General features: G+C 59.0%; 24 protein-coding genes. 21 read left to right on the top strand and 3 right to left on the bottom strand.

The genetic code is table 11. From position 1 onward, the window contains the following. Positions 1 to 124 precede the first annotated feature (124 nt). The 3 genes from rluC to sppA are packed head-to-tail and all read left to right on the top strand — an operon-like array spanning position 125 to position 2,748. Positions 125 to 1,078 (top strand): 23S rRNA pseudouridine(955/2504/2580) synthase RluC, encoded by a 954-nt coding sequence (gene rluC / locus HBN63_RS07825; RefSeq protein WP_160084911.1) that lies wholly within the window; start codon positions 125 to 127, stop codon positions 1,076 to 1,078. Continuing rightward, the gene (locus HBN63_RS07820; RefSeq protein WP_345940476.1) at positions 1,071 to 1,781 is read left to right on the top strand and encodes an HAD-IA family hydrolase; all 711 of its coding nucleotides are present in this window, start codon (positions 1,071 to 1,073) and stop codon (positions 1,779 to 1,781) included. The genes rluC and HBN63_RS07820 overlap by 8 nt, the downstream gene beginning before the upstream one ends. After that, positions 1,771 to 2,748, top strand: a complete 978-nt coding sequence (gene sppA / locus HBN63_RS07815) for a signal peptide peptidase SppA (RefSeq protein WP_170049019.1) — start codon at positions 1,771 to 1,773, stop codon at positions 2,746 to 2,748. Before HBN63_RS07820 ends, sppA begins: the two co-directional genes overlap by 11 nt. A gap of 50 nt (positions 2,749 to 2,798) precedes the next feature. On the opposite strand, the gene HBN63_RS07810 is transcribed toward sppA, so the two are convergent. Continuing rightward, complete coding sequence (locus HBN63_RS07810) at positions 2,799 to 3,377, bottom strand: Maf family nucleotide pyrophosphatase (protein WP_170049018.1); 579 nt, start codon at positions 3,375 to 3,377, stop codon at positions 2,799 to 2,801. 120 nt (positions 3,378 to 3,497) lie between these two features. Here HBN63_RS07810 and HBN63_RS07805 point away from each other — a divergent pair, with 120 nt between their 5' ends. The 13 genes from HBN63_RS07805 (at position 3,498) to HBN63_RS07745 (ending at position 13,550) form a co-directional block, all read left to right on the top strand. Beyond that, positions 3,498 to 4,025 (top strand): YceD family protein, encoded by a 528-nt coding sequence (locus HBN63_RS07805; RefSeq protein ID WP_170049017.1) that lies wholly within the window; start codon positions 3,498 to 3,500, stop codon positions 4,023 to 4,025. A gap of 13 nt (positions 4,026 to 4,038) precedes the next feature. After that, on the top strand, positions 4,039 to 4,221 hold the full coding sequence (gene rpmF / locus HBN63_RS07800) for a 50S ribosomal protein L32 (RefSeq protein WP_090247995.1): 183 nt from the start codon (positions 4,039 to 4,041) through the stop codon (positions 4,219 to 4,221). A 3-nt stretch (positions 4,222 to 4,224) separates the two neighbouring features. Beyond that, the gene (gene plsX / locus HBN63_RS07795; protein WP_170049016.1) at positions 4,225 to 5,235 is read left to right on the top strand and encodes a phosphate acyltransferase PlsX; all 1,011 of its coding nucleotides are present in this window, start codon (positions 4,225 to 4,227) and stop codon (positions 5,233 to 5,235) included. Between the two features lie 104 nt (positions 5,236 to 5,339). Continuing rightward, on the top strand, positions 5,340 to 6,278 hold the full coding sequence (gene fabD, locus HBN63_RS07790; RefSeq protein WP_170049015.1) for an ACP S-malonyltransferase: 939 nt from the start codon (positions 5,340 to 5,342) through the stop codon (positions 6,276 to 6,278). Positions 6,279 to 6,293: 15 nt separating this feature from the next. Further along, positions 6,294 to 7,037 carry a 3-oxoacyl-ACP reductase FabG gene (fabG, locus tag HBN63_RS07785; RefSeq protein ID WP_170049014.1) on the top strand — a complete coding sequence of 248 codons (744 nt, stop codon included), beginning with the start codon at positions 6,294 to 6,296 and terminating at the stop codon, positions 7,035 to 7,037. Between the two features lie 196 nt (positions 7,038 to 7,233). Further along, positions 7,234 to 7,467, top strand: a complete 234-nt coding sequence (gene acpP, locus HBN63_RS07780; protein ID WP_058066290.1) for an acyl carrier protein — start codon at positions 7,234 to 7,236, stop codon at positions 7,465 to 7,467. Between the two features lie 107 nt (positions 7,468 to 7,574). Further along, the gene (fabF, locus tag HBN63_RS07775; RefSeq protein WP_170049013.1) at positions 7,575 to 8,819 is read left to right on the top strand and encodes a beta-ketoacyl-ACP synthase II; all 1,245 of its coding nucleotides are present in this window, start codon (positions 7,575 to 7,577) and stop codon (positions 8,817 to 8,819) included. Next, a complete protein-coding gene (gene pabC / locus HBN63_RS07770) occupies positions 8,819 to 9,634 on the top strand; it encodes an aminodeoxychorismate lyase (protein ID WP_170049012.1) in 816 nt (271 codons plus the stop codon). Before fabF ends, pabC begins: the two co-directional genes overlap by 1 nt. A gap of 3 nt (positions 9,635 to 9,637) precedes the next feature. Further along, the gene (gene mltG, locus HBN63_RS07765) at positions 9,638 to 10,690 is read left to right on the top strand and encodes an endolytic transglycosylase MltG (protein ID WP_170049011.1); all 1,053 of its coding nucleotides are present in this window, start codon (positions 9,638 to 9,640) and stop codon (positions 10,688 to 10,690) included. Positions 10,691 to 10,699: 9 nt separating this feature from the next. Next, positions 10,700 to 11,332: a dTMP kinase gene (gene tmk, locus HBN63_RS07760; RefSeq protein WP_170049010.1), complete on the top strand. Its 633-nt coding sequence runs from the start codon at positions 10,700 to 10,702 to the stop codon at positions 11,330 to 11,332. Next, complete coding sequence (locus HBN63_RS07755) at positions 11,325 to 12,311, top strand: DNA polymerase III subunit delta' (protein WP_170049009.1); 987 nt, start codon at positions 11,325 to 11,327, stop codon at positions 12,309 to 12,311. Before tmk ends, HBN63_RS07755 begins: the two co-directional genes overlap by 8 nt. A gap of 36 nt (positions 12,312 to 12,347) precedes the next feature. Further along, complete coding sequence (locus HBN63_RS07750) at positions 12,348 to 12,704, top strand: PilZ domain-containing protein (protein WP_090238100.1); 357 nt, start codon at positions 12,348 to 12,350, stop codon at positions 12,702 to 12,704. A 63-nt stretch (positions 12,705 to 12,767) separates the two neighbouring features. Continuing rightward, positions 12,768 to 13,550, top strand: coding sequence for a TatD family hydrolase (locus tag HBN63_RS07745; protein ID WP_170049008.1), 783 nt, complete (start codon positions 12,768 to 12,770; stop codon positions 13,548 to 13,550). 236 nt (positions 13,551 to 13,786) lie between these two features. Here the strand turns inward: HBN63_RS07745 and HBN63_RS07740 are convergent, their stop codons facing one another. Next, on the bottom strand, positions 13,787 to 14,920 hold the full coding sequence (locus HBN63_RS07740; protein ID WP_170049007.1) for an aminotransferase class V-fold PLP-dependent enzyme: 1,134 nt from the start codon (positions 14,918 to 14,920) through the stop codon (positions 13,787 to 13,789). A 76-nt stretch (positions 14,921 to 14,996) separates the two neighbouring features. Here HBN63_RS07740 and HBN63_RS07735 point away from each other — a divergent pair, with 76 nt between their 5' ends. The 5 genes from HBN63_RS07735 (at position 14,997) to HBN63_RS07715 (ending at position 18,853) form a co-directional block, all read left to right on the top strand. Next, entirely contained in the window at positions 14,997 to 15,635 is a 639-nt protein-coding gene (locus tag HBN63_RS07735; protein ID WP_090247979.1) for a TetR/AcrR family transcriptional regulator, read from the top strand. A gap of 79 nt (positions 15,636 to 15,714) precedes the next feature. Beyond that, the gene (locus HBN63_RS07730; protein ID WP_170049006.1) at positions 15,715 to 16,683 is read left to right on the top strand and encodes a radical SAM protein; all 969 of its coding nucleotides are present in this window, start codon (positions 15,715 to 15,717) and stop codon (positions 16,681 to 16,683) included. 27 nt (positions 16,684 to 16,710) lie between these two features. Then, positions 16,711 to 17,601, top strand: a complete 891-nt coding sequence (locus HBN63_RS07725) for a radical SAM protein (RefSeq protein ID WP_170049005.1) — start codon at positions 16,711 to 16,713, stop codon at positions 17,599 to 17,601. 76 nt (positions 17,602 to 17,677) lie between these two features. After that, positions 17,678 to 18,280 carry a DUF4823 domain-containing protein gene (locus HBN63_RS07720; protein ID WP_170049004.1) on the top strand — a complete coding sequence of 201 codons (603 nt, stop codon included), beginning with the start codon at positions 17,678 to 17,680 and terminating at the stop codon, positions 18,278 to 18,280. A gap of 3 nt (positions 18,281 to 18,283) precedes the next feature. Beyond that, positions 18,284 to 18,853, top strand: coding sequence for a DUF1285 domain-containing protein (locus HBN63_RS07715; protein WP_170049003.1), 570 nt, complete (start codon positions 18,284 to 18,286; stop codon positions 18,851 to 18,853). Between the two features lie 67 nt (positions 18,854 to 18,920). On the opposite strand, the gene HBN63_RS07710 is transcribed toward HBN63_RS07715, so the two are convergent. Next, positions 18,921 to 20,585 carry an electron transfer flavoprotein-ubiquinone oxidoreductase gene (locus tag HBN63_RS07710; RefSeq protein WP_170049002.1) on the bottom strand — a complete coding sequence of 555 codons (1,665 nt, stop codon included), beginning with the start codon at positions 20,583 to 20,585 and terminating at the stop codon, positions 18,921 to 18,923. Positions 20,586 to 20,845: the final 260 nt, after the last annotated feature.

Genomic DNA, 20,845 nt, shown 5'->3' with positions numbered 1-20,845 from the left:
GCGTTGGTTGGGGGATGGCAGTTTTGGCGATCATCCGCAAACCAAGCCGCTTTTGGCGGCGTTCCCGACTATAGCAGCAATGATTAAGTGCTTCAATTCCATAAAAAATTGTTATGATTGCGCGATGACAAATCCTTCCCCTCCAACCTCCGGCGTCCAGCTGCTCGAGGTTGCGCCGGAACTTGCCGGCCAACGCATTGATAACTTTCTTCGCACCCAGCTTAAGGGCGTGCCCAAGACTTTGATTTACCGGATTTTGCGTAAAGGCGAAGTGCGTGTGAACAAGGGGCGGATCAAGCCTGAATACAAGCTGCAGGCTGGCGACATTATTCGTGTACCGCCGCTGCGCTTGGCTGAACGCGATGAGCCCGAGCCGTTGGCGCAGGGGCTTTTGCAGCGCCTCGAGGCGGCGATTGTCTATGAAGACAAGGCGCTTATCGTGCTGAATAAGCCGGCGGGTATCGCTGTGCATGGCGGCAGTGGACTGAATTACGGAGTTATCGAAGCCTTTCGTCAGTTACGTCCGGATGCCAAGGATCTGGAACTGGTGCATCGTCTGGATCGTGATACGTCCGGTCTGTTGATGATTGCCAAGAAGCGCAGCATGTTGCGTCACCTGCACGAAGCCCTGCGGGGCGATGGTGTGGACAAACGCTATATGGCGCTGGTGCGCGGCCACTGGGCAACGGCCAAGAAACAGGTTAATGCGCCGCTGCTGAAGAGTAATTTGCGTTCCGGCGAGCGCATGGTCGAGGTCAATCCTGAAGGTAAGGAAGCGTTGACCGTTTTTCGTGTGCTGCGCCGCTTCGGCGAGTTTGCCACCTTGGTTGAGGCCAAGCCGGTCACTGGACGTACCCATCAGATTCGTGTGCATACACAGTATGCCGGGCACTGCATTGCCGGTGACAGCAAGTACGGCGATGACGATTTCACCAAGGAAATTCGCGATCTAGGCGGTAAACGCCTGTTTCTGCATGCCTATGAGTTGGTTGTGCCGCTGCCTGAGGGTGGTCAACTCAAGCTTGAAGCTCCAGTCGATGAAGTGTGGGCGCGGACTATGGTGCGTCTCAGTGAGTGATTGTCAGGAGCGTGGTTACCAGCTGCTGATTTTCGATTGGGATGGCACGTTGGTTGATTCCATTGGTCGGATTGTCACTGCGATGCATATGGCTGCCGATGCCTGTGAGTTGCCGCGTTGCACGGATGAGCAGGTGCGCGGCATTATCGGCTTGGGTTTGCCTGAGGCGATTCGTTGTCTTTATCCGGATATGCATGATGCGCTTCTTGCGCAGCGCTTGCGGCAAAGCTACAGCGAAAACTACCTGGCTCTTGAGTTCGAGCCTTCGCCGCTGTTCCATGGCGTGGCTGAGGGTTTAGAGGCGTTTCGTGCCGACGGTTATCGCCTGGCGGTAGCGACTGGCAAAGGGCGGCATGGCTTGCAGCGCGTGCTGGCTGATCGTGGCTGGCTGGATTATTTCGACTACAGCCGATGCGCCGACGAAACGGCGAGCAAGCCGGACCCTCTGATGTTGCACGAGATTCTTGCGCAAAGCGGTGTTGCTGCTAGTCAGGCGCTGATGGTGGGTGACTCATCCTTCGATCTGTTGATGGCGCAGCGCGCTGGTATGGATTGTGTAGCGGTGGGTTATGGCGCACAGCCGTTGCAGGCGTTGCGTGAGTGTCAGCCAACGCTGGCAATAGAATGTTTCACCGAGTTGCGCGTCTGGCTAGGTCAGCGTGCGTCTAATCAGTCAGTTGAGGTGGTTTTGCATGGCAGATGAATGGAAGGCGTCGGCTCCTGCTGATGGCGACGGTAAAAGCTGGCAGCTACTGGAGAAGACTCTGCTGGCCGGTGTGCAGGAACAGCGCCGCGCGCGGCGCTGGGGGGTTTTCTTCAAGCTGCTGACCTTCATTTATATCTTCGGTGCGCTGGCGTTGTTCTCGCCCATGCTGGCGATGAAAAAAGGCGCGACTACCGGCAGTCATACTGCGGTGATCGAGGTTCGAGGGATGATTGCCGATCAGGAATCGGCCAGTGCCGACAATATTGTCAGCAGCCTGCGTGCGGCCTTTGAGGATGCCAACACCAAGGGCGTGATCCTGCGCATCAATAGCCCGGGTGGCAGTCCGGTGCAGTCGGGCTACATCTATGACGAGATTCGCCGCCTGCGCGCCGAGTACCCGGCGATCAAACTGTATGCAGTGATCACCGATTTGGGTGCGTCGGGTGCCTATTACATCGCCAGTGCGGCTGATGAGATCTATGCCGACAAAGCCAGCCTGGTTGGCTCCATTGGTGTGACTGCGGCAACCTTTGGTTTTGTGGGGGTGATGGAGAAGCTGGGTGTGGATCGCCGCGTGTATACCTCCGGTGAGCACAAAGCGTTTCTCGACCCGTTCCAGCCACAAAAGGCCGAAGAAACCAAGTTCTGGCAGGGTGTTTTGGAAACTACCCATCGTCAGTTTATTGCCAGCGTAAAGCAGGGGCGTGGTGAGCGCTTGAAGGATGCCGAGCACCCAGAGCTGTTCTCGGGCTTGGTCTGGTCTGGCGAGCAGGCTTTAAAGCTTGGGTTGGTCGATGCCTTGGGCAATACCAGCTACGTGGCGCGGGAGGTGATTGGCGAGAAGGAAATCGTCGACTTCACGGTGCAAGAATCACCTTTCGATAAGTTTGCCAAAACTTTAGGTGCCAGCATGGCTGAGCGCATTGCCCTTTGGATGGGGTTCCAGGGGCCGGCGTTGCGCTAAGGTCTGTAGGTGTTGCAAACAAGCCCGGTCATTGATCGGGCTTGTTGTTTTTAGGGGATATCGATACCGCTGGCTTGCAGCATGTCCACCAGGCGGATCAGGGGGAGGCCGATCAGGCTGTTGCTGTCGCTGCCTTCGGTGCTGCGAAACAGGCTGATGCCCAGGCCTTCGGCCTTGAAGCTGCCCGCGCAGTCGAAGGGTTGTTCGGCGGTCAGGTAGCGCATGATTTGCGCTTCGCTGAGTCGGCGGAAATGCACCGTGAAGGGTACGCAGTCGGTTTGCTGCTGGCCGGTGGCGCTGTTAAGCAGGGTGAGGCCAGTCAGAAAGGTCACGCTATTGCCGCTGGCGGCCATTAGTTGTTCGCGAGCGCGCTCCAGGGTGTGCGGTTTGCCGATGATTTGTGAGCCGAGTACCGCGACTTGATCTGAGCCGATGATCAGGTGCTGCGGGTGGCTAGCGTTCAGTGCTTGGGCTTTTTCCAGCGATAGACGGCGCACCAGGGCTTCTGCGTCTTCATCAGGTCGCCGTGATTCGTCGATTTGCGGAGCGCCCCAGGTGAAGGGCAAGCGCAGGCGGGTGAGCAGTTCACGTCGGTAGGGTGAGCTGGAGGCGAGCACCAGAGGCAGCACGGCGATTTCCTTCTATATAGTTGTTTACAGATGGTGGGCGATTCTAGCTGTCGGCCCATATGCTGGACAGGCCGAATTTCCTTTGACAGCGGCGGGTTGCATCCCTAAAATGCGCCGCCTATGTCAAATGGCCCGATTCCACCTCACGTTGATCCGCGCAAACTAGCCGATCGCAGCGCCACCCTCGAAGGTGAGCTGCAACTGTCAGATTTGCAGCGACTCTGCGGCCCGCTTGCCGATAACCAAGGCATGGTGCGTACGAAGTTCTTCTTCGAGCGCGACGAGCGCAATGCTGTAGTTTTTCACAGCGAGCTTGAGGTTGAAGTCAAGATGGTTTGCCAGCGTTGTCTGGAGCTGGTCACTTTGCCGATCCACAGTGCATGTGATTACGCTGTGGTGAAAGAGGGTGCGAATACCCAGTCAGTGCCGCAAGGCTATGACGTGATTGAGTTGGGTGAAGACCCATTGGATCTGCTGGCGCTGGTTGAGGAGGAGCTTCTGCTTGCCTTGCCCATTGTCCCGGCTCATGACCCTAAAGATTGCCAGCAGCCGACCGGCCTCGAAGAGCCCGAGTCGAGCGAGGACGAGGTAACGCGGTCCAACCCGTTCAGTGTATTGGCGCAGTTAAAGCGTGACCCAAACGTTTAGGAGTTAATTAGTTATGGCTGTTCAGCAGAACAAAAAATCCCGTTCCGCCCGTGACATGCGTCGTTCGCACGATGCTCTCGAGGCCAGCACTCTGTCGGTCGAGAAAAGCACCGGTGAAATCCACCTGCGTCACCACGTATCGCCAGAAGGCGTTTACCGTGGTCGTAAAGTGATCGACAAGGGCGCTGACGAGTAAATCTTGTCCGCTCCGATCATCGCGATTGATGCAATGGGTGGGGACTTCGGTCCCCACTGCATTGTTCCAGCCTGCATCTCTTGCCTGGCTGAATACTCTTCGTTGCACCTGGTCCTCGTTGGCCAATCTTCGCTTCTTGAATCCCTGATTGCCCGCTATCCCAGCGTCGATCGTGCACGTCTGCGCGTTGAGCATGCTGCTGAGATTATCGCCATGGACGAGCGTCCGGCCCAGGCGCTGCGCGGCAAGCCGGATTCGTCGATGCGTATCAGTCTTGAGTTACTGCGCAGTGGTGCGGCGCAGGCCTGCGTCAGTGCCGGTAATACCGGGGCGCTGATGGCGTTGTCGCGCTATGTGCTTAAAACCTTGCCCGGCATTGATCGTCCGGCCATGGTCACCGCCATTCCTACGCAGGCGGGCTTCTGTCATCTGCTCGACCTGGGCGCCAATGTCGATTGCAGCGCCGAGCACCTCTACCAATTTGCCGTGATGGGCTCGGTTACCGCTGAAGCGTTGGGTACGGTGCGTCCGCGGGTGGCGCTGCTGAACGTCGGCACTGAAGACATCAAGGGTAACCAGCAGGTCAAGCTGGCAGCCAGTCTGCTGCAGCAAGCGGAAGGTCTGAACTACATCGGTTTTGTCGAGGGCGATGGGTTGTATCGCGGTGAGGCCGATGTCGTGGTGTGCGACGGTTTTGTCGGCAATATCCTGCTCAAGTCCAGCGAAGGCCTGGCTGCAATGATTGCCGGGCGGATTGAGGCGCTGTTCAAGTCCAGCCTGGCTGCGCGCATGGTGGGGGCTTTAGCGTTGCCGCTGTTGCGGCGTTTGCAGGGTGAGTTGGCCCCAGCGCAGCACAATGGTGCAAGTTTTGTCGGGCTGCAGGGTATTGTGGTGAAAAGCCATGGTGCGGCCGGGCCTGAAGACTTTAAAAGCGCTATTCGTCGAGCTTTGCGGGAGATTGAAGAGGATTTGCCGCAGCGTTTGCATGGTCGCCTGGGCGAGCACCTGCTTTAGAATGTGACCGCGGCGGGCAGCCTGTCATCCAACTGTCAGTTTCTTGCGCTTGGCTAGGCTGGGCGCGTATTACCGACGATCACGATCATTAGGAACAGGTTTCCATGTCTGCATCTCTCGCATTCGTCTTTCCAGGTCAGGGTTCCCAGTCGCTGAGCATGCTCGCCGAGCATGGTGCGCAACGACCGCTGATCCTCGAAACCTTCGCCGAGGCTTCCGAAGCCCTTGGTTATGACCTCTGGGCGTTGACTCAGCAAGGTCCTGAAGAACAGCTCAATCAAACCGACAAGACTCAGCCGGCGATCCTCACCGCTTCTGTTGCGCTGTGGCGTGCCTGGTTTGCTGAGAGCGCCGCGCGTCCGGCGTTTGTCGCCGGGCACAGCCTGGGTGAGTACTCGGCGCTGGTTGCCGCTGGCAGCTTGTCCTTGGCCGCGGCGGTCAAGCTGGTTGAACATCGCGGCCAGCTGATGCAGCAGGCTGTTCCAGCCGGGCAGGGTGGCATGGCAGCGATTCTCGGTCTGGAAGATGCTGATGTATTGGCGGCTTGCGCCGAGGCTGCGCAGGGTGAAGTGGTCAGCGCGGTGAATTTCAATGCCCCGGGTCAGGTGGTGATCGCCGGCGGCGCTGCTGCCGTCGAGCGCGCTATTGAGGCGTGCAAGGCGCGTGGGGCCAAGCGCGCGATGCCGTTGCCGGTTAGCGTGCCGTCGCACTGCGCGTTGATGCGCCCTGCGGCTGAGCGCTTTGCCGAAGCAGTAGCGGCAATTGACTGGCAGGCTCCGCAAATCGCTTTGGTACAGAACGTCAGCGCTGCGGCAGTGACTGATCTGGAAGGGCTCAAGCGCGACCTGCTGGCTCAGCTTTACAGTCCAGTGCGTTGGGTCGAGTCGATCGTCTGCCTGTCTGGGCAAGGTGTGACGGATCTGGTTGAGTGCGGTCCGGGCAGGGTGTTGTCTGGTTTGAACAAACGCTGCGTCAAAGGCATCAATACCCATAACCTGGACACCCCGGACGCCTTCGCTGCTGCGAACGCGGCCCTGGTCTGATTAAGGAGAAACGTTATGAGCCTGCAAGGTAAGGTTGCATTGGTCACCGGCGCAAGCCGCGGTATTGGCCAGGCGATTGCCCTGGAGTTAGGGCGTCAGGGTGCCGTGGTTATCGGTACCGCCACCACCGCTTCGGGTGCCGAGCGTATTGCTGAAATCCTGAAAGCCAATGGCATTGAAGGCGCCGGTTTGGTCCTCGATGTCAGCGACAGCGAATCGGTCGCCAGCACCCTCGAACATATCCAGCAACATCTTGGTCAGCCGTTGATTCTGGTCAATAACGCCGGCATCACCCGCGATAACCTGATGCTGCGCATGAAAGATGACGAGTGGTTTGATGTCATCAACACCAACCTGAGCAGCCTGTACCGGCTGACCAAGGCTGTGCTGCGCGGTATGACCAAGGCACGCTACGGGCGCATCATCAACATCGGTTCGGTGGTGGGCGCCATGGGCAACGGTGGGCAGGTCAACTATGCAGCAGCCAAGGCCGGTCTTGAAGGTTTTGGTCGTGCGTTGGCGCGTGAAGTAGGTTCGCGTGCGATTACCGTGAACGCCGTGGCACCGGGTTTTATCGACACTGATATGACCCGTGAATTGCCAGAAGCGCAGCGCGATGCGCTGCTGACACAAATTCCGTTGGGCCGTTTAGGGCAGGCCGAAGAGATCGCAAAAGTGGTCGCTTTCCTCGCTTCTGATGGCGCGGCTTACGTCACAGGCGCTACTATCCCTGTGAACGGCGGGATGTACATGAGCTGAATGTGACGGATGGCTTCAGAAAACTGTCATAGATGCTGTCTAAAATCCGTTATAAAGCTGCAACAGGTTTGTAGGCAGGTCGTTGAAGTGTTTGTGGGGCACCCCGGCATTCAGCTTGAAATGCTAAAAACCCTTTCTATACACTTGGTCGCAGAATAGCGGCCAAGATTTGTCCCATTAGGAGTGAGAACAACGTATGAGCACCATCGAAGAGCGCGTCAAGAAAATCGTTGCCGAGCAACTGGGCGTCAAAGAAGAGGAAGTAACCAACAGCGCTTCCTTCGTTGAAGACCTGGGTGCCGACTCGCTTGACACCGTTGAGCTGGTGATGGCTCTCGAAGAAGAGTTCGAGACCGAGATCCCGGACGAACAAGCCGAGAAGATCACCACCGTTCAGGAAGCGATCGACTACGTTACCGCTCACGCGTAAAACGTAATCGTCGGATCCCGACTCGGAAAAGCCGCACTCCCTTCATCAGGTGTGCGGCTTTTCTTTAAGCGCTTTCCAGGCGTTGATAACTAGAAAAGGAGATTGCTGTGTCGCGTAGACGCGTCGTGGTTACCGGTATGGGCATGCTGTCGCCATTGGGTAACGATGTGCCGAGTAGCTGGCAGGGCATTTTGGCTGGCCGCAGTGGCATTGGCCTGCTTGAGCATATGGATCTTTCCGCTTTTTCCACTCGTTTTGGTGGTGCGGTAAAGGGCTTCAACGTTGAGGAGTACTTGTCCGCCAAAGAGGCGCGCAAGCTCGATCTGTTTATCCAGTACGGCCTCGCTGCCAGTTTTCAGGCAGTGCGCAACTCCGGCCTGGAAGTCACCGATGCCAACCGTGAGCGCATCGGCGTGGCCATGGGCTCCGGTATCGGTGGCCTGACCAATATCGAGAACAACTGCAGATCGTTACACGAGCAAGGGCCGCGGCGCATTTCGCCGTTCTTCGTGCCAGGCTCGATCATCAATATGATTTCCGGCTTCCTGTCGATCCATCTGGGGTTGCAGGGGCCTAACTACGCCATCGCCACGGCCTGCACCACAGGCACGCACTGCATTGGCATGGCGGCACGCAACATCATGTTTGGCGAGGCCGATGTAATGGTTGCAGGCGGCGCCGAAATGGCGGCCTGCGGTCTGGGTATGGGCGGCTTCGGTGCTGCTCGTGCGCTGTCGACCCGCAATGACGAGCCGGCCAGGGCCAGCCGTCCATGGGACAAAGATCGCGATGGCTTTGTGCTCTCCGATGGCGCTGGCGCGCTGGTGCTGGAAGAGTTGGAGCACGCCAAGGCGCGTGGTGCGACCATTCATGCCGAGCTGATCGGCTTTGGCATGAGCGGCGACGCTTACCACATGACCTCGCCGCCGGAAGATGGCGCAGGCGCGGCGCGCTGCATGACCAACGCCTTGCGCGATGCCGGGCTGAATCCTGAGCAGGTGCAGTACATCAATGCTCATGGCACCTCGACCTCGGCCGGCGACAAGGCTGAAGTAGCGGCGGTGAAGTCGGTGTTCGGCGAGCATGCGTACAAGCTGGCCGTCAGCTCGACCAAATCCATGACCGGCCACCTGCTCGGCGCTGCAGGTGCGGTGGAGGCGATCTTCAGCATCCTCGCGCTGCGTGATCAGGTGGCGCCGCCCACCATCAACCTGGATAACCCGGACGAAGGCTGTGATCTGGACTTCGTTGCGCACCAGGCCAAGGCCATGGCGCTGGATGTAGTGCTGTCCAACTCCTTTGGGTTTGGTGGCACCAACGGCTCGCTGGTGTTCCGCCGGTTCGCTGGTTGATGCTGAGCTGGGTCGATGGCCAGCCGGCCGAGCTGCTGTCCGTCAAGGATCGCGGCTTGGCCTACGGCGATGGGCTGTTTGAGACCATTGCCGTAAACGTAGGGCAACCGGTGCTGCTGGAGCGGCATCTGACTCGTTTGGCCGAAGGTAGTGTGCGGCTGAAAATCCCCCTCGACCTACCCGCTGTACGCGGCCAGCTGCTCGCCTTCAGTCAGCAGCTGGGTGAGGGGGTGGCCAAGTTGATCCTGACTCGCGGTGACGGGCAGCGTGGTTATGCGACGCCACAGCCCGCCCAGTCTCGAGTGATACTGCAGGCGGCCGCGAAGCCGGTTTATCCCGAAGCCTATGCCGAACAGGGCGTGCGTCTGTTTGCTTGCACTACGCGTTTGGCCGAGCAGCCGCTGCTGGCGGGTCTGAAGCATCTCAACCGACTGGAGCAGGTACTGGCGCGCAGCGAGTGGCAGGACGCCGAGCATGCCGAGGGCCTGATGCTGGATAGCAGCGGCCGGGTGATCGAGGGCGTTTACAGCAACCTATTGCTGGTCAGCGCTGGTGTGCTGGTGACCGCCGACCTGTCGCGTTCTGGGGTTGCGGGTGTGATGCGCGCCGAGTTGTTGGAGCAGGCGGCTGCGCTGGGCATCGAGTGTCAGGTGCGTGATATCAGCTACGCCGAATTACTGGCGGCGGACGAAGTCATGCTGTGCAACAGCGTCTATGGTGTGTGGCCAGTTCGCGCTTTACTTGCACACGACTGGCCGGTCGGCCCGCTCACCCGTAAACTGCAGGCCATTGCCCGCGATCTACTGGACTGCTGATTCGTGATACGCAAATTTTTGCTGCTGCTGGAAGGCAGTGTGCTGCTGGCTGGCTTATTGGTTGCGTTTGCCGCTTGGCAACAGCATGTGGCACTGCAGCAACCGTTAAATCTCACTGACGAGCTTGTGGTGGAAGTGCCGGCTGGTGCGACGCCTGGTGGCGTGCTCAATCGTCTTGAGGCTGACGGCATCTTGGATCAGGCCTTCTGGCTGCGTCTTTACTGGCGTTTCAATCTGCGCAATGAAGCGCTGCACAGTGGCGAATACCGCCTGGTTCCCGGCACTACGGCGCTGGATATGCTCGGTCAGTGGCGGCGCGGTGAAGTGCTGCAATACAGCCTGACGCTGGTTGAAGGCTGGAATTTCCGCCAGGTACGCGCGGCATTGGCACGTGAAACCCGTCTTGAGCTGACCCTGAGTGAGCTGAGCGATGCCGAGCTGATGAAGAAGCTCGGCCTGCCAGGCCTGAATCCGGAAGGGCGTTTCTTCCCCGATACCTACAGTTTTGTCCGTGGCATGAGCGATCTTGAGCTGCTTAAGCAGGCGCATGCACGATTGGAACAGGTGTTGGCTGAGGAATGGGCGCAGCGGGCCAAGGATCTGCCGTACAAAGAACCTTATGACGCGTTGATCATGGCCTCGATGATCGAGAAGGAAACCGGCGTGCCGCAAGAACGCGGTGAGATTGCCGGGGTGTTTGTGCGGCGTTTGCGTATTGGTATGCGCCTGCAAACGGATCCGACCGTGATTTACGGCATGGGCGAACGCTACAACGGCCGCATCACCCGTGATGACCTGCGTCAGCCGACGGCTTACAACACTTACACCATCGACGGCATGCCGCCGACGCCAATCGCCCTGGTCGGCCGTGAAGCCATCCATGCTGCTCTGAATCCGGTTGCCGGCAGCAGCCTGTACTTCGTCGCTCGTGGTGATGGCAGCCATGTGTTTTCTGACACCCTGGAACAGCACAACCGGGCTGTGCGTGAGTATCAGCTCAAGCGTCGCGCGGATTACCGTTCCAGTCCGGCCCCGGCCGTGCCCAATAATCATTAAGGACAGCCTGTGAGCGGTTTGTTTATCACCTTGGAAGGCCCAGAAGGCGCCGGCAAAAGTACCAACCGTGACTACCTGGCTGAGCGCTTGCGTGAGCACGGTCTTGATGTGCTGTTGACCCGCGAGCCGGGCGGTACGCCGTTGGCTGAACGGGTGCGCGAGCTGCTACTGGCGCCCAGTGATGAGCCGATGGCGGCCGACACCGAGCTGCTGTTGGTGTTTGCAGCGCGTGCGCAGCACCTGGCGCAGGTGATTCGTCCGGCCTTGGCGCGTGGCGCTGTGGTGCTCTGTGACCGGTTTACCGATGCAACCTACGCCTATCAGGGTGGTGGCCGTGGTCTTTCCGAAGTGCGTATCGCCTTGCTGGAGGAGTTCATTCAGGGTTCGCTACGCCCGGACCTGACACTGGTATTCGATCTGCCGATTGAGGTGGGCCTGGCTCGTGCTGCGGCGCGCGGTCGACTGGATCGCTTCGAGCAGGAAGGCCGGCAGTTCTTCGATGCCGTACGCCAGACCTACTTGCGCCGCGCCGCCGAGCAGCCGCAGCGCTACCGCATCCTTGATGCCTCGCAATCTCTGAGTCAGGTTCAGCGCGCGCTGGACGAGTTGCTGCCGCAACTGCTGGAGCTGCAGCGTGGCTGACGCTTACCCCTGGCAGGATTCTCTTTGGCAGCAACTGGCGGGTCGCGCGCAGCATGCCCATGCCTATTTGCTGCACGGGCCGGCCGGCATCGGCAAGCGCGCGCTGGCTGAGCGGCTGATGGCGCGCCTCTTGTGCCATCAACCCGCCGGTCTGGATGCCTGTGGCCAGTGCAAGTCTTGCCATTTGTTGGCGGCGGGCACCCACCCGGATAACTACATTCTGGAACCGGAAGAAGCCGACAAGGCGATCAAGGTTGATCAGGTGCGTGATCTGGTCAGTTTTGTGGTGCAGACCGCGCAGCTGGCCGGGCGCAAAGTGGTGCTGGTCGAGCCGACTGAGTCGATGAACGTCAACGCCGCCAACGCCTTGCTGAAAAGCCTGGAAGAGCCATCCGGCAATACCGTATTGCTGTTGATCAGCCATCAACCCAGCCGCCTGTTGCCGACGGTGAAAAGCCGCTGCGTGCAGCAGGCTTGCCCGCTTCCGAGCGAGGCCATGAGCCTGGCGTGGCTTCAGCAGGCGTTGCCCGGTTGTAGCGCTGAAGAGCATCGCGAGTTGCTGTTCCTTGCAGCCGGCTCGCCGTTAGCCGCGGTGAAGATGCATGAGCAGGGCGTTATCGCGCAGCGTGCGCAGGTGGTTGAGGGGGTGAAGAAGCTGCTCAAACAGCAGATTGCCCCCAGCCAGTTGGCCGAAAGCTGGAATGCGGTATCTCTGCAGTTGCTGTTCGACTGGTTCTGCCAGTGGTCGCAACTGATGCTGCGCTACCAACTGACCCGTGATGAAGACGGCCTCGGGCAAACCGATATGCGCAAGGTGGTGCAGTACTTGGCGGAGAAAACGCCGCAACCGAAAGTGCTGAACATTCAGGATTGGTTATTGGCGCAGCGTCAGAAAGTCCTCGGCAAGGCTAACCTTAACCGTGTCTTGCTTCTCGAAGCCTTGCTGGTGCAGTGGGCAAGCCTGCCCGGACCGGGCTAGAATCGGCCATTAAGTGAATAAAATCAGGAATGCCGCATGAGTCTGCCTCCTAACTTGGGCCCGCGTAACGGAATTTTGTCGCTGACAATCAAGGACAAATCCGTGCTCTATGCCGCTTACATGCCCTTTATCAAGAACGGCGGCCTGTTTATTCCAACCAACAAGAGCTACAAGCTCGGTGATGAAGTGTTCATGTTGCTCAACCTGATGGACGAGCCGGAAAAGATTCCGGTCGCCGGCAAGGTGGTCTGGATCACCCCCAAAGGCGCTCAAGGTAACCGCGCTGCCGGTGTGGGTGTGCAGTTCAATGATGGCGACAACACCGCGCGCAACAAGATCGAAACCTACCTGGCCGGTGCGCTGACGTCGGATCGTCCGACTCACACCATGTAACTGGTTTTTCCTCCGTATCACGGTGCCCGATTTGCGGCACCGATTCTCAAGTGATTGTTCCCCATGCTGGTTGATTCCCACTGTCACCTTGACCGCCTTGATCTGGCCGCCCATGGCGGTTCACTCGATGCGGCGCTGGATGCTGCGCGGGCGCGCGGCGTTGGCCATTTTCTGTGTATCGGCGTCAGTGCCGATAATGCCGCTGCGGTCAAAGGCCTGGCTGAGCACTATGCCGATGTTGATTGCTCGGTAGGTGTTCACCCGCTGGACCTTGAACCCGGTGCGGCGCCAGCGTTGGATTGGCTGCTCGGCGAATTGAACCACCCGCAGGTGGTGGCCATCGGCGAAACCGGTCTGGACTATCACTACGAGCCTGAGTCTGCGGCGCTGCAACAAACGTCATTTCGTTTGCACCTGGATGCGGCGCGGATCACCGGTAAACCGGTGATCGTGCATACCCGCGAAGCGCGCGCCGACACCCTGGCGCTGCTGCGCGAAGCGGCGTTGCCGCAAGCCGGCGTGCTGCACTGCTTTACCGAAGACTGGGAAATGGCCAAGGCCGCTCTGGATATCGGCTTTTATATTTCGCTGTCCGGCATCGTTACCTTCCGCAATGCCGAGGCGCTGCGTGAAGTGGCACGCCAGGTGCCGGTCGATCGGCTACTGGTGGAAACCGATTCGCCGTACCTGGCGCCGATCCCGCATCGCGGTAAGCCGAACCTGCCCGAGTATGTGCGTGATGTGGCCGAGTACCTGGCGGTGCTGCGTGGCGTGAGCTTCGAGCAATTGGCGGAACAGACCACGGCCAATTTCAAGCGCCTATTTCCGCTGGCCCGTGTGGTTTGATAGCAGTAGCCATATAAAACTGCGGGCAAAAAAAACCCGGCCTCTGGGGGATGAGACCGGGTTAAGACCATTAGGAGTAAATCAAGGTACGCGGTCCACGGTACCCTGCCTGGCGGGGCGCTTGGGGGATACGCCGCACACCAGTAATCCTCAGTATTGGTGAAGATTGCCGAACGTCCAGGCCGTTTGCCGTCATTCTTAAACGGATTTGGAATACAGATCGCGCTGCTGAGTCCTCAAGCAGTCGCCAACTGCTGCAGCAGCGCCAATGCCTCCTCAATAACCCGAGGTTCTGTGTAGAAATGAGGCGACAGGCGGATACCCGCGCCGCGTTGCGCACAGATCACCTGCTGCTGTTTCAGTTGACTGATCAACGCCGAATTGTCCCAGCCATCCAGGCTGAAAGTCAGGATGCCGGCGCGCTGCTGGCGTTCCACGGCGCTGTGCAGGTGCGCACCAGAGATTTTGCTCAGCCCATCCAGTAGCCATTGCATGCGCTCCTGCAGGGCGTTTTCGACCGCCGTCATACCCACTTCTTCCAGCAGCGAAAGGCTGGCTTCCAGCGCCATCGCACCGAGCATGTTCGGGCTGCCGCATTCAAAACGCCGAGCGCTCTGGGCGGGTTCCCAGCTGGTGCGCTGGTAGTCGCCGGCATGTTCGAGCATATGCCAGCCGTATTCATGCAGCTTGAGCAGCGCACGCAGGTCGCTGCGGCAATAGAAGACCCCAAGGCCTTCCGGGCCGAGCAACCATTTATGGCCGTCGGCCATGGCAAAGGCGCACTGGCTGGCCTGCACATCGAAGGGCAGGGCGCCGAGCTGCTGGATCGCATCGATGCACAGCAGCACGCTGCGCGCCTCGCAGCCCTGGCCTAAGCGCGGCAGGTCCAAACGCAGGCCGCTGGCGTACTGCACGGCGCTGATCGCCATCAGCCGGGTGCGCGGGCCGCAGGCGGCGAGCAGGGCGGCTTCGGCATAACCCTGATGCAGATTGACCTGCACGACTTCGACGCCCTGAGGTGCGAGCGCTTCCCAGACAATCCGGTTGGAGGGGAATTCTTCGTCGCTGATCACCACTTGATCGCCAGGCCGCCAATCCAGGCCGAAGGCGACAAAGGACAAGGCTTCTGAGGTGTTTTTCACCAGCGCGATATCGCTATGCGAGGGCGCGTTGAGCAAACGCTGTAGGCGCTCACGCAGGCGCCGCTCGACCTGCAGCCATGCCGGGTAGTCGCGGGCGCCGGTGCGAGCGTTCTCGCTGGCGAAGCGGTTGACCGCATCGACTGCCCGTTGTGGCCAAGGAGAAACGGCTGCGTGGTTCAGATAGCGCAGGCCGGGAAGTTGCGGAAACTCGTCATGAACTGCGTACATGGTCGGATGATCCGTGCAATTTACCGTTAGTTAGGCATAATACGCGCCTTCGTTTTTTTGACCCCGTAGTCCTTTTATGCATAAAGAACCCCGCAAGGTCCGTGAGTTTCGCCGCCGCGAACAGGAAATTCTCGACACAGCACTGAAGCTCTTCCTCGATCAGGGTGAAGACAGCGTGACTGTGGAGATGATTGCCGACACGGTTGGTATTGGCAAAGGCACCATCTACAAACACTTCAAGTCCAAGGCGGAGATCTACCTGCGCCTGATGCTCGACTATGAGCGCGATCTCAACGAGCTGCTGCACTCGGCCGATGTCGACCGTGACAAGGAAGCCCTGTCACGCGCCTACTTCGAGTTCCGCATGCGCGATCCGCAGCGCTACCGCCTGTTTGATCGCCTGGAAGAAAAGGTGGTTAAAGGCAACCAAGTGCCGGAGATGGTCGAGCAGCTGCACAAGATCCGCGCCTCCAACTTTGAGCGTCTTACCCAGCTGATCAAGGGCCGCATCGCCGAAGGCAAGCTGGAAGACGTTCCGCCGTATTTCCATTACTGCGCCGCCTGGGCGTTGGTGCACGGCGCTGTGGCGCTGTATCACTCGCCGTTCTGGAGCAACGTGCTGGAAGATCAGGAAGGTTTCTTCCAGTTCCTCATGGATATCGGCGTGCGCATGGGCAATAAGCGCAAGCGTGAGGGCGACACCCCGGCTAGCTGAGGTATTCAGCGGGTGGATAACGAATCTGCTGCGTTGGCGGCGCCCCTATACTCGGCGCCTACCTTTGCTGGAGTCATGCATGATCGTTGACCGCCAGGGCAGGCGTTTTCGCAATCTGCGGATCAGCCTGACCGCCGCCTGCAACTATGCCTGCACCTACTGCGTGCCCGATGGTAAGCGGCTGGTAGCCGCTCAGGACGAGCTCTCGGCCGAGGCCATGCTGCGTGGCGTGGCCTATCTGATTGAAGCCGCCGGTATTGAGCGCTTGCGCATCACCGGCGGTGAGCCGCTGGTCAGCCCCAAACTCGACGCTTTTTTGCGCGGCGTCAGTCAGCTCGGTTTGGCCGATATCAGCTTAACCAGCAATGGCCAGCTGCTGGCGCGCAAGCTGCCGCTGCTGCTGGAATGCGGCATCCGCCGCTTGAATATTTCTCTGGACACCCTCGACGCTGCGGCATTTCGCACCATTGCCCGTGGCGGCGATCTGGCGACAGTGCTCGATGGTCTGCAGCAAGCGCGCGCGGCAGGGATGCAGATCAAGGTCAATATGGTGCCGTTGCGTGGGCAGAACCTTGATCAGGTGCTGCCACTGCTCGACTACTGCCTGGCCAATGGCTTCGAGCTGCGCTTTATCGAGCTGATGCGTATGGGCCACCTGGCCCGCGACGGCAACAGCTTCCAGCGCCAGTTTGTCGGCATGCCGGAGCTGTTGGCGCTGATCGGCAGCCGCTACGACTATATTCAGGCTCACGCGCCGCTGGATGCCACCGCGCTGCGTTTCGCCATTCCTGAAGTGGGCCACTTCGGTGTGATCGCCAATGAAAGTGTGCCGTTCTGCCGTACCTGCTCGCGGCTGCGCCTGTCCTCGACCGGCTGGCTGCATGGTTGCCTGTCATCGAGTAATCGCCACTATGTGGGCGATTTGCTCGAAAAACCGCGCCACCAGGCGTTGCCTGCGTTGCAAGGCCTGTTGGTCAAGGCGCTGGGCGACAAACAGGATCTGGCATTCTCTGGCGGTGCGACTGTGATGAAGATTATTGGCGGCTAAGAACGCCACCTGCCTTGAGTGAAGACCATGCAAGATTTCCCTATCAGCTATATCGAGCCGGTGTTCCGACCGCCCAGCGAAGCCCATTCGCTGATCCTGCCTGTGACCAATGGTTGCTCTTGGAACAAGTGCACGTTCTGTGAAATGTACACTCAGGAACAGAAGAAATTCCGTGCTCGCGATGAGGCGCAGGTGCTCGACGAGATTCGCCTGACCGGCGAGAAGATGATCGTGCAGCGGGTTTTTCTAGCCGATGGTGATGCCTTGGTGCTGCCGACACGACGCTTGTTGACCATTCTGCAAGCGATTCGCGAGCACATGCCAGAAGTCGAGCGAGTGTCGAGTTACTGCCTGCCGCGCAACTTGCGCAAGAAATCCGTGGATGAGCTCAAGGAGCTGGCCGACGCCGGCCTGCGCATGGCTTATGTGGGCTGCGAGTCGGGTGATGACGAGGTGCTGGCACGGGTCAACAAAGGCGAAACCTACGAGTCAAGCCTCAGTGCTCTGGACAAGCTTGGCCAGGCTGGCATCACTCGTTCGGTGATGATCCTCAATGGCCTCGGCGGCACAAGCTTGAGTGAGCAGCATGCGGATAATTCGGCGCGTTTGATGAATGAATCGCAGCCGGAATTTCTCTCGACCTTGGTGGTGAGTTTTCCGACTGGTGAGGCGCGGTTTCGCGAAGGGTTTGCCGACTTCCGGCCGCTCGGTCAGCAGCAGCTGTTTGTTGAAGTGGAGCGACTGCTACAGAGGTTGGAGCTGCGCGATACGGTATTCCGCAGTGACCATGCCTCAAATTATCTGGTGCTCAAGGGCACTCTTGGCGCTGACAAACAGCGTCTGCTGGCACAGGTACGGCAAGCCATCGAGCAGCCGCAACAGGCGCGGTTACGTCAGGAGTGGCAGCGCGGGCTTTGATGCGCAGCAGGTGGCGTGAAATCTGCATCTAGGCTCTATCCGCCGGTTTTCTGTCACCGGCTGCGGGAGATGCGTGATGCGTAGTGTGTTGCTGATAGTCGGTGTGGTGCTGCTGAGTGGTTGCATGAAGGCCAGTGACCTGGCGGATGAGGCGATCTATCAGTTGCGTGATGTGGGCGTGCTGGATCACAGCCAGACGCGTCGGGCCAGTCCGTGGCGTCTGCAGGCTGATTCCGTCATCTACATCGCCCAAGGGCATTTTGTGCCGCCCGGTGGTGCCTATCCACGGCCTAATGTGGTGGCTGAGGAAGCTTACAAGGGCTTTGTTGAGTACTTCCCCATGGTGCAGCGCGCCAAGGCGCCATTAGGTCTGGACGAGTCGCTGGCCGAGGCGCGCGAGGCGGGTGCACATTACCTGCTGTACAGCCGTTTCGCCTATGCCGATGACCGTATCGGCACGGTGGAGGAGTGGGAAGATCAGGAGGCGCTGGATCGGCTGGGTACTGATCGCGGGGGGATTCAGTTGATGCTGATCGAGACCAATACTCGCTATTTGGTCGATACCACACGTATTCGTAGCCGCGGAGGCTTCCTCACGCTTTATGATGCCAAGCCTGAGGACTTGATTGGTCCAGCGTTGCAAGATTATGCGCGGCGTTTATTGGGTTTGGGGCGTTGAGTGATGACTGATTCAGGCAAGGCCGGCGACCTGCTGGCGCAGATACCCAAAGGCGAGGGCAAGGGCTTGCCACCGGTGCACCTGTGGCACCCGGAGTTCTGTGGCGATATCGACATGCGCATCGCCCGCGATGGCACCTGGTATTACATGGGGACGCCGATTGGTCGCAAGCCAATGGTAAAACTGTTCTCCACCATCATTCGCCGCGATGGCGATAAGTACGTGCTGGTGACGCCGGTGGAGATGGTCGGCATTCAGGTGGATGACGCGCCCTTTGTCGCGATCAGTCTGCAGGTAGAAGGTGAGGGCGAGGCGCAGGTGCTGCGCTTTGTCACCAATGTCGAGGATGAGGTGGTGGCAGGTGCCGAACACCCTCTGCGGGTCGATCTGGATGCTGTGACCGAAGAACCGGCGCCCTATGTATTGGTACGCAGCAATCTTGAAGCGCTGATCCACCGTAATGTGTTTTATCAGCTGGTCGAGCTGGCGGTACCACGCGAGATCAATGGCAAGACCTGGCTGGGTGTGTGGAGCGCTGGTGAATTCTTCCCCATTGGGCCGCAGCCGGACTGATCGGCTCTCCCGCTGGCGGTTGTATTCAGCGCAATAAAAAAGCTCCCGAGGGAGCCTTTTTTGTGTCTTACATGTTGGGGTAGTTAGGCCCGCCTGTCCCTTCAGGGGCCACCCAGTTGATGTTCTGGGCAGGGTCCTTGATGTCACAGGTTTTGCAGTGCACGCAGTTCTGCGCGTTGATCTGGAACTTCTGCTCGCCATCTTCCTTGGTGACGATTTCGTAAACGCCGGCCGGGCAGTAGCGCTGCGCCGGTTCGTCGTACATTGGCAGGTTCTTGCTCAGCGGAATGCTCGGGTCGGTGAGCTTCAGGTGGCAGGGTTGTTCCTCTTCATGGTTGGTGTTGGAGAGGAATACCGAGCTGAGCTTGTCGAAGCTGAGCTTGCCATCGGGTTTCGGGTAGCTGATCTTCTGCGTCTCTGCAGCCGGTTTCAAGCAGGCGTAATCCGGCTTGGTGTCGTGCAGGGTAAAGGGCAGTTTGCCGCCGAAGATGTTCTGATCCAGCCAGTTGAAGCCAGCACCCATCAGTGGGCCGAACTTGTGCATTGCTGGCGCGAAGTTACGGGTGCGGAACAGTTCGTCGTACAGCCAGCTGGCCTTGAATGCATCGACATAGCCGGTCAGCTGGTCGCCACCTTCCTTGCCTGCAAACAGTGCGTCAGCCACTGCTTCAGCAGCGAGCATGCCGGACTTCATAGCGGTGTGGCTGCCTTTGATCTTGGCCACGTTCATGGTGCCGAGGTCGCAACCGATCAGGGCGCCGCCGTTGAAGACCATCTTCGGTAGCGAGTTGATGCCGCCTTTAGCCAGGGCGCGAGCACCATAGGCTACGCGTTTGCCGCCTTCCAGGTACTGGGCAATCACCGGGTGGTGCTTGTAGCGTTGGAACTCATCGAACGGCGACAGGTGCGGGTTGCTGTACGACAGGTCGACGATCAGGCCGACTACCACTTGGTTGTTTTCCAGGTGATAGAGGAAGGAGCCGCCAGTGTTTTCGCTGGCAACGATATCCAGCGGCCAGCCGGCGGTATGAACTACCAGGCCCTGTTCGTGCTTGGCAGGGTCGATGTCCCAGATTTCCTTGATGCCGATGCCGTAATGCTGAGCATCGGCTTCGGAGTCGAGGTTGAATTTTTTAATCAGCTGCTTGCCGATATGGCCGCGGCAACCTTCGGCGAACAGTGTGTACTTGGCGCGCAGTTCCATGCCTGGGGTGTAGTAACCCTCTTTCGGGTGACCTTCGCGGTCAACACCCAGATCACCAGTGAGAATGCCGTAGACCGCGCCTTCTTCGTTGATCAGCGCTTCCTGAGCGGCGAAGCCCGGGTAGATTTCTACGCCGAGGTTTTCCGCCTGCTGCGCCAGCCAACGGCACAGGTTGCCCAGAGAAATAATGTAGTTGCCATGGTTGTGCATGGTCTTGGGTACGAAGAAGTCCGGAACCTTGGATGCTTTCTCGGCATTCTTGAGAACGTAAATGTCATCACGCTTGACCGGAGTGTTCAGCGGGGCGCCGAGCTCTTTCCAATCTGGGAACAGTTCATTCAGTGCGCGCGGCTCGAACACCGCGCCTGAAAGAATGTGCGCGCCGACTTCGGAGCCTTTTTCGACCACGCAGACGCTGATTTCTTTGCCGGCTTCGGCGGCTTTCTGCTTCAGTCGGCAGGCGGCGGACAAACCAGCTGGGCCGGCGCCGACGATGACGACGTCGAATTCCATAAATTCGCGTTCCACAGGCTATCTCCTACTCAGGGCTCTCTAATTTTATTTGGCGATCGAGCTCGTTCCGTGAGCGATGCTGGCGCATTATATCCAGACCCTTCGAATGGGCCAATACAAACGTTTGTTTGAATTTTCTGTAGGGCTGTTAGAATCTTACTACATCGCTGACGATTGGCCGCTTCGTTGTATTGACCAGTCTAGGTCGTGCGGTCAAGATACGGTCGGTTTTGTGTCTGCCGTTATTGGTCGACTCCCGGTTCCGGCCGGTCTGC

The organism is Pseudomonas sp. WS 5011 (assembly GCF_012985775.1).
Taxonomy (GTDB): Bacteria; Pseudomonadota; Gammaproteobacteria; order Pseudomonadales; family Pseudomonadaceae; genus Aquipseudomonas; species Aquipseudomonas peli.
This window is presented reverse-complemented; position numbering and strand designations above follow the sequence as displayed.

Excerpts from the sequence above, each read along its gene's own strand:
- HBN63_RS07720 (WP_170049004.1), top strand. The coding sequence starts at position 17,678 with ATGCGTAGTGTGTTGCTGATAGTCGGTGTGGTGCTGCTGAGTGGTTGC.
- HBN63_RS07715 (WP_170049003.1), top strand. The coding sequence starts at position 18,284 with ATGACTGATTCAGGCAAGGCCGGCGACCTGCTGGCGCAGATACCCAAA.
- acpP (WP_058066290.1), top strand. The coding sequence starts at position 7,234 with ATGAGCACCATCGAAGAGCGCGTCAAGAAAATCGTTGCCGAGCAACTG.
- HBN63_RS07745 (WP_170049008.1), top strand. The coding sequence starts at position 12,768 with ATGCTGGTTGATTCCCACTGTCACCTTGACCGCCTTGATCTGGCCGCC.
- pabC (WP_170049012.1), top strand. The coding sequence starts at position 8,819 with ATGCTGAGCTGGGTCGATGGCCAGCCGGCCGAGCTGCTGTCCGTCAAG.
- sppA (WP_170049019.1), top strand. The coding sequence starts at position 1,771 with ATGGCAGATGAATGGAAGGCGTCGGCTCCTGCTGATGGCGACGGTAAA.
- HBN63_RS07725 (WP_170049005.1), top strand. The coding sequence starts at position 16,711 with ATGCAAGATTTCCCTATCAGCTATATCGAGCCGGTGTTCCGACCGCCC.
- rpmF (WP_090247995.1), top strand. The coding sequence starts at position 4,039 with ATGGCTGTTCAGCAGAACAAAAAATCCCGTTCCGCCCGTGACATGCGT.
- fabD (WP_170049015.1), top strand. The coding sequence starts at position 5,340 with ATGTCTGCATCTCTCGCATTCGTCTTTCCAGGTCAGGGTTCCCAGTCG.
- HBN63_RS07740 (WP_170049007.1), bottom strand. The coding sequence starts at position 14,920 with ATGTACGCAGTTCATGACGAGTTTCCGCAACTTCCCGGCCTGCGCTAT.
- HBN63_RS07735 (WP_090247979.1), top strand. The coding sequence starts at position 14,997 with ATGCATAAAGAACCCCGCAAGGTCCGTGAGTTTCGCCGCCGCGAACAG.
- HBN63_RS07805 (WP_170049017.1), top strand. The coding sequence starts at position 3,498 with ATGTCAAATGGCCCGATTCCACCTCACGTTGATCCGCGCAAACTAGCC.
- HBN63_RS07730 (WP_170049006.1), top strand. The coding sequence starts at position 15,715 with ATGATCGTTGACCGCCAGGGCAGGCGTTTTCGCAATCTGCGGATCAGC.
- rluC (WP_160084911.1), top strand. The coding sequence starts at position 125 with ATGACAAATCCTTCCCCTCCAACCTCCGGCGTCCAGCTGCTCGAGGTT.
- fabG (WP_170049014.1), top strand. The coding sequence starts at position 6,294 with ATGAGCCTGCAAGGTAAGGTTGCATTGGTCACCGGCGCAAGCCGCGGT.
- HBN63_RS07750 (WP_090238100.1), top strand. The coding sequence starts at position 12,348 with ATGAGTCTGCCTCCTAACTTGGGCCCGCGTAACGGAATTTTGTCGCTG.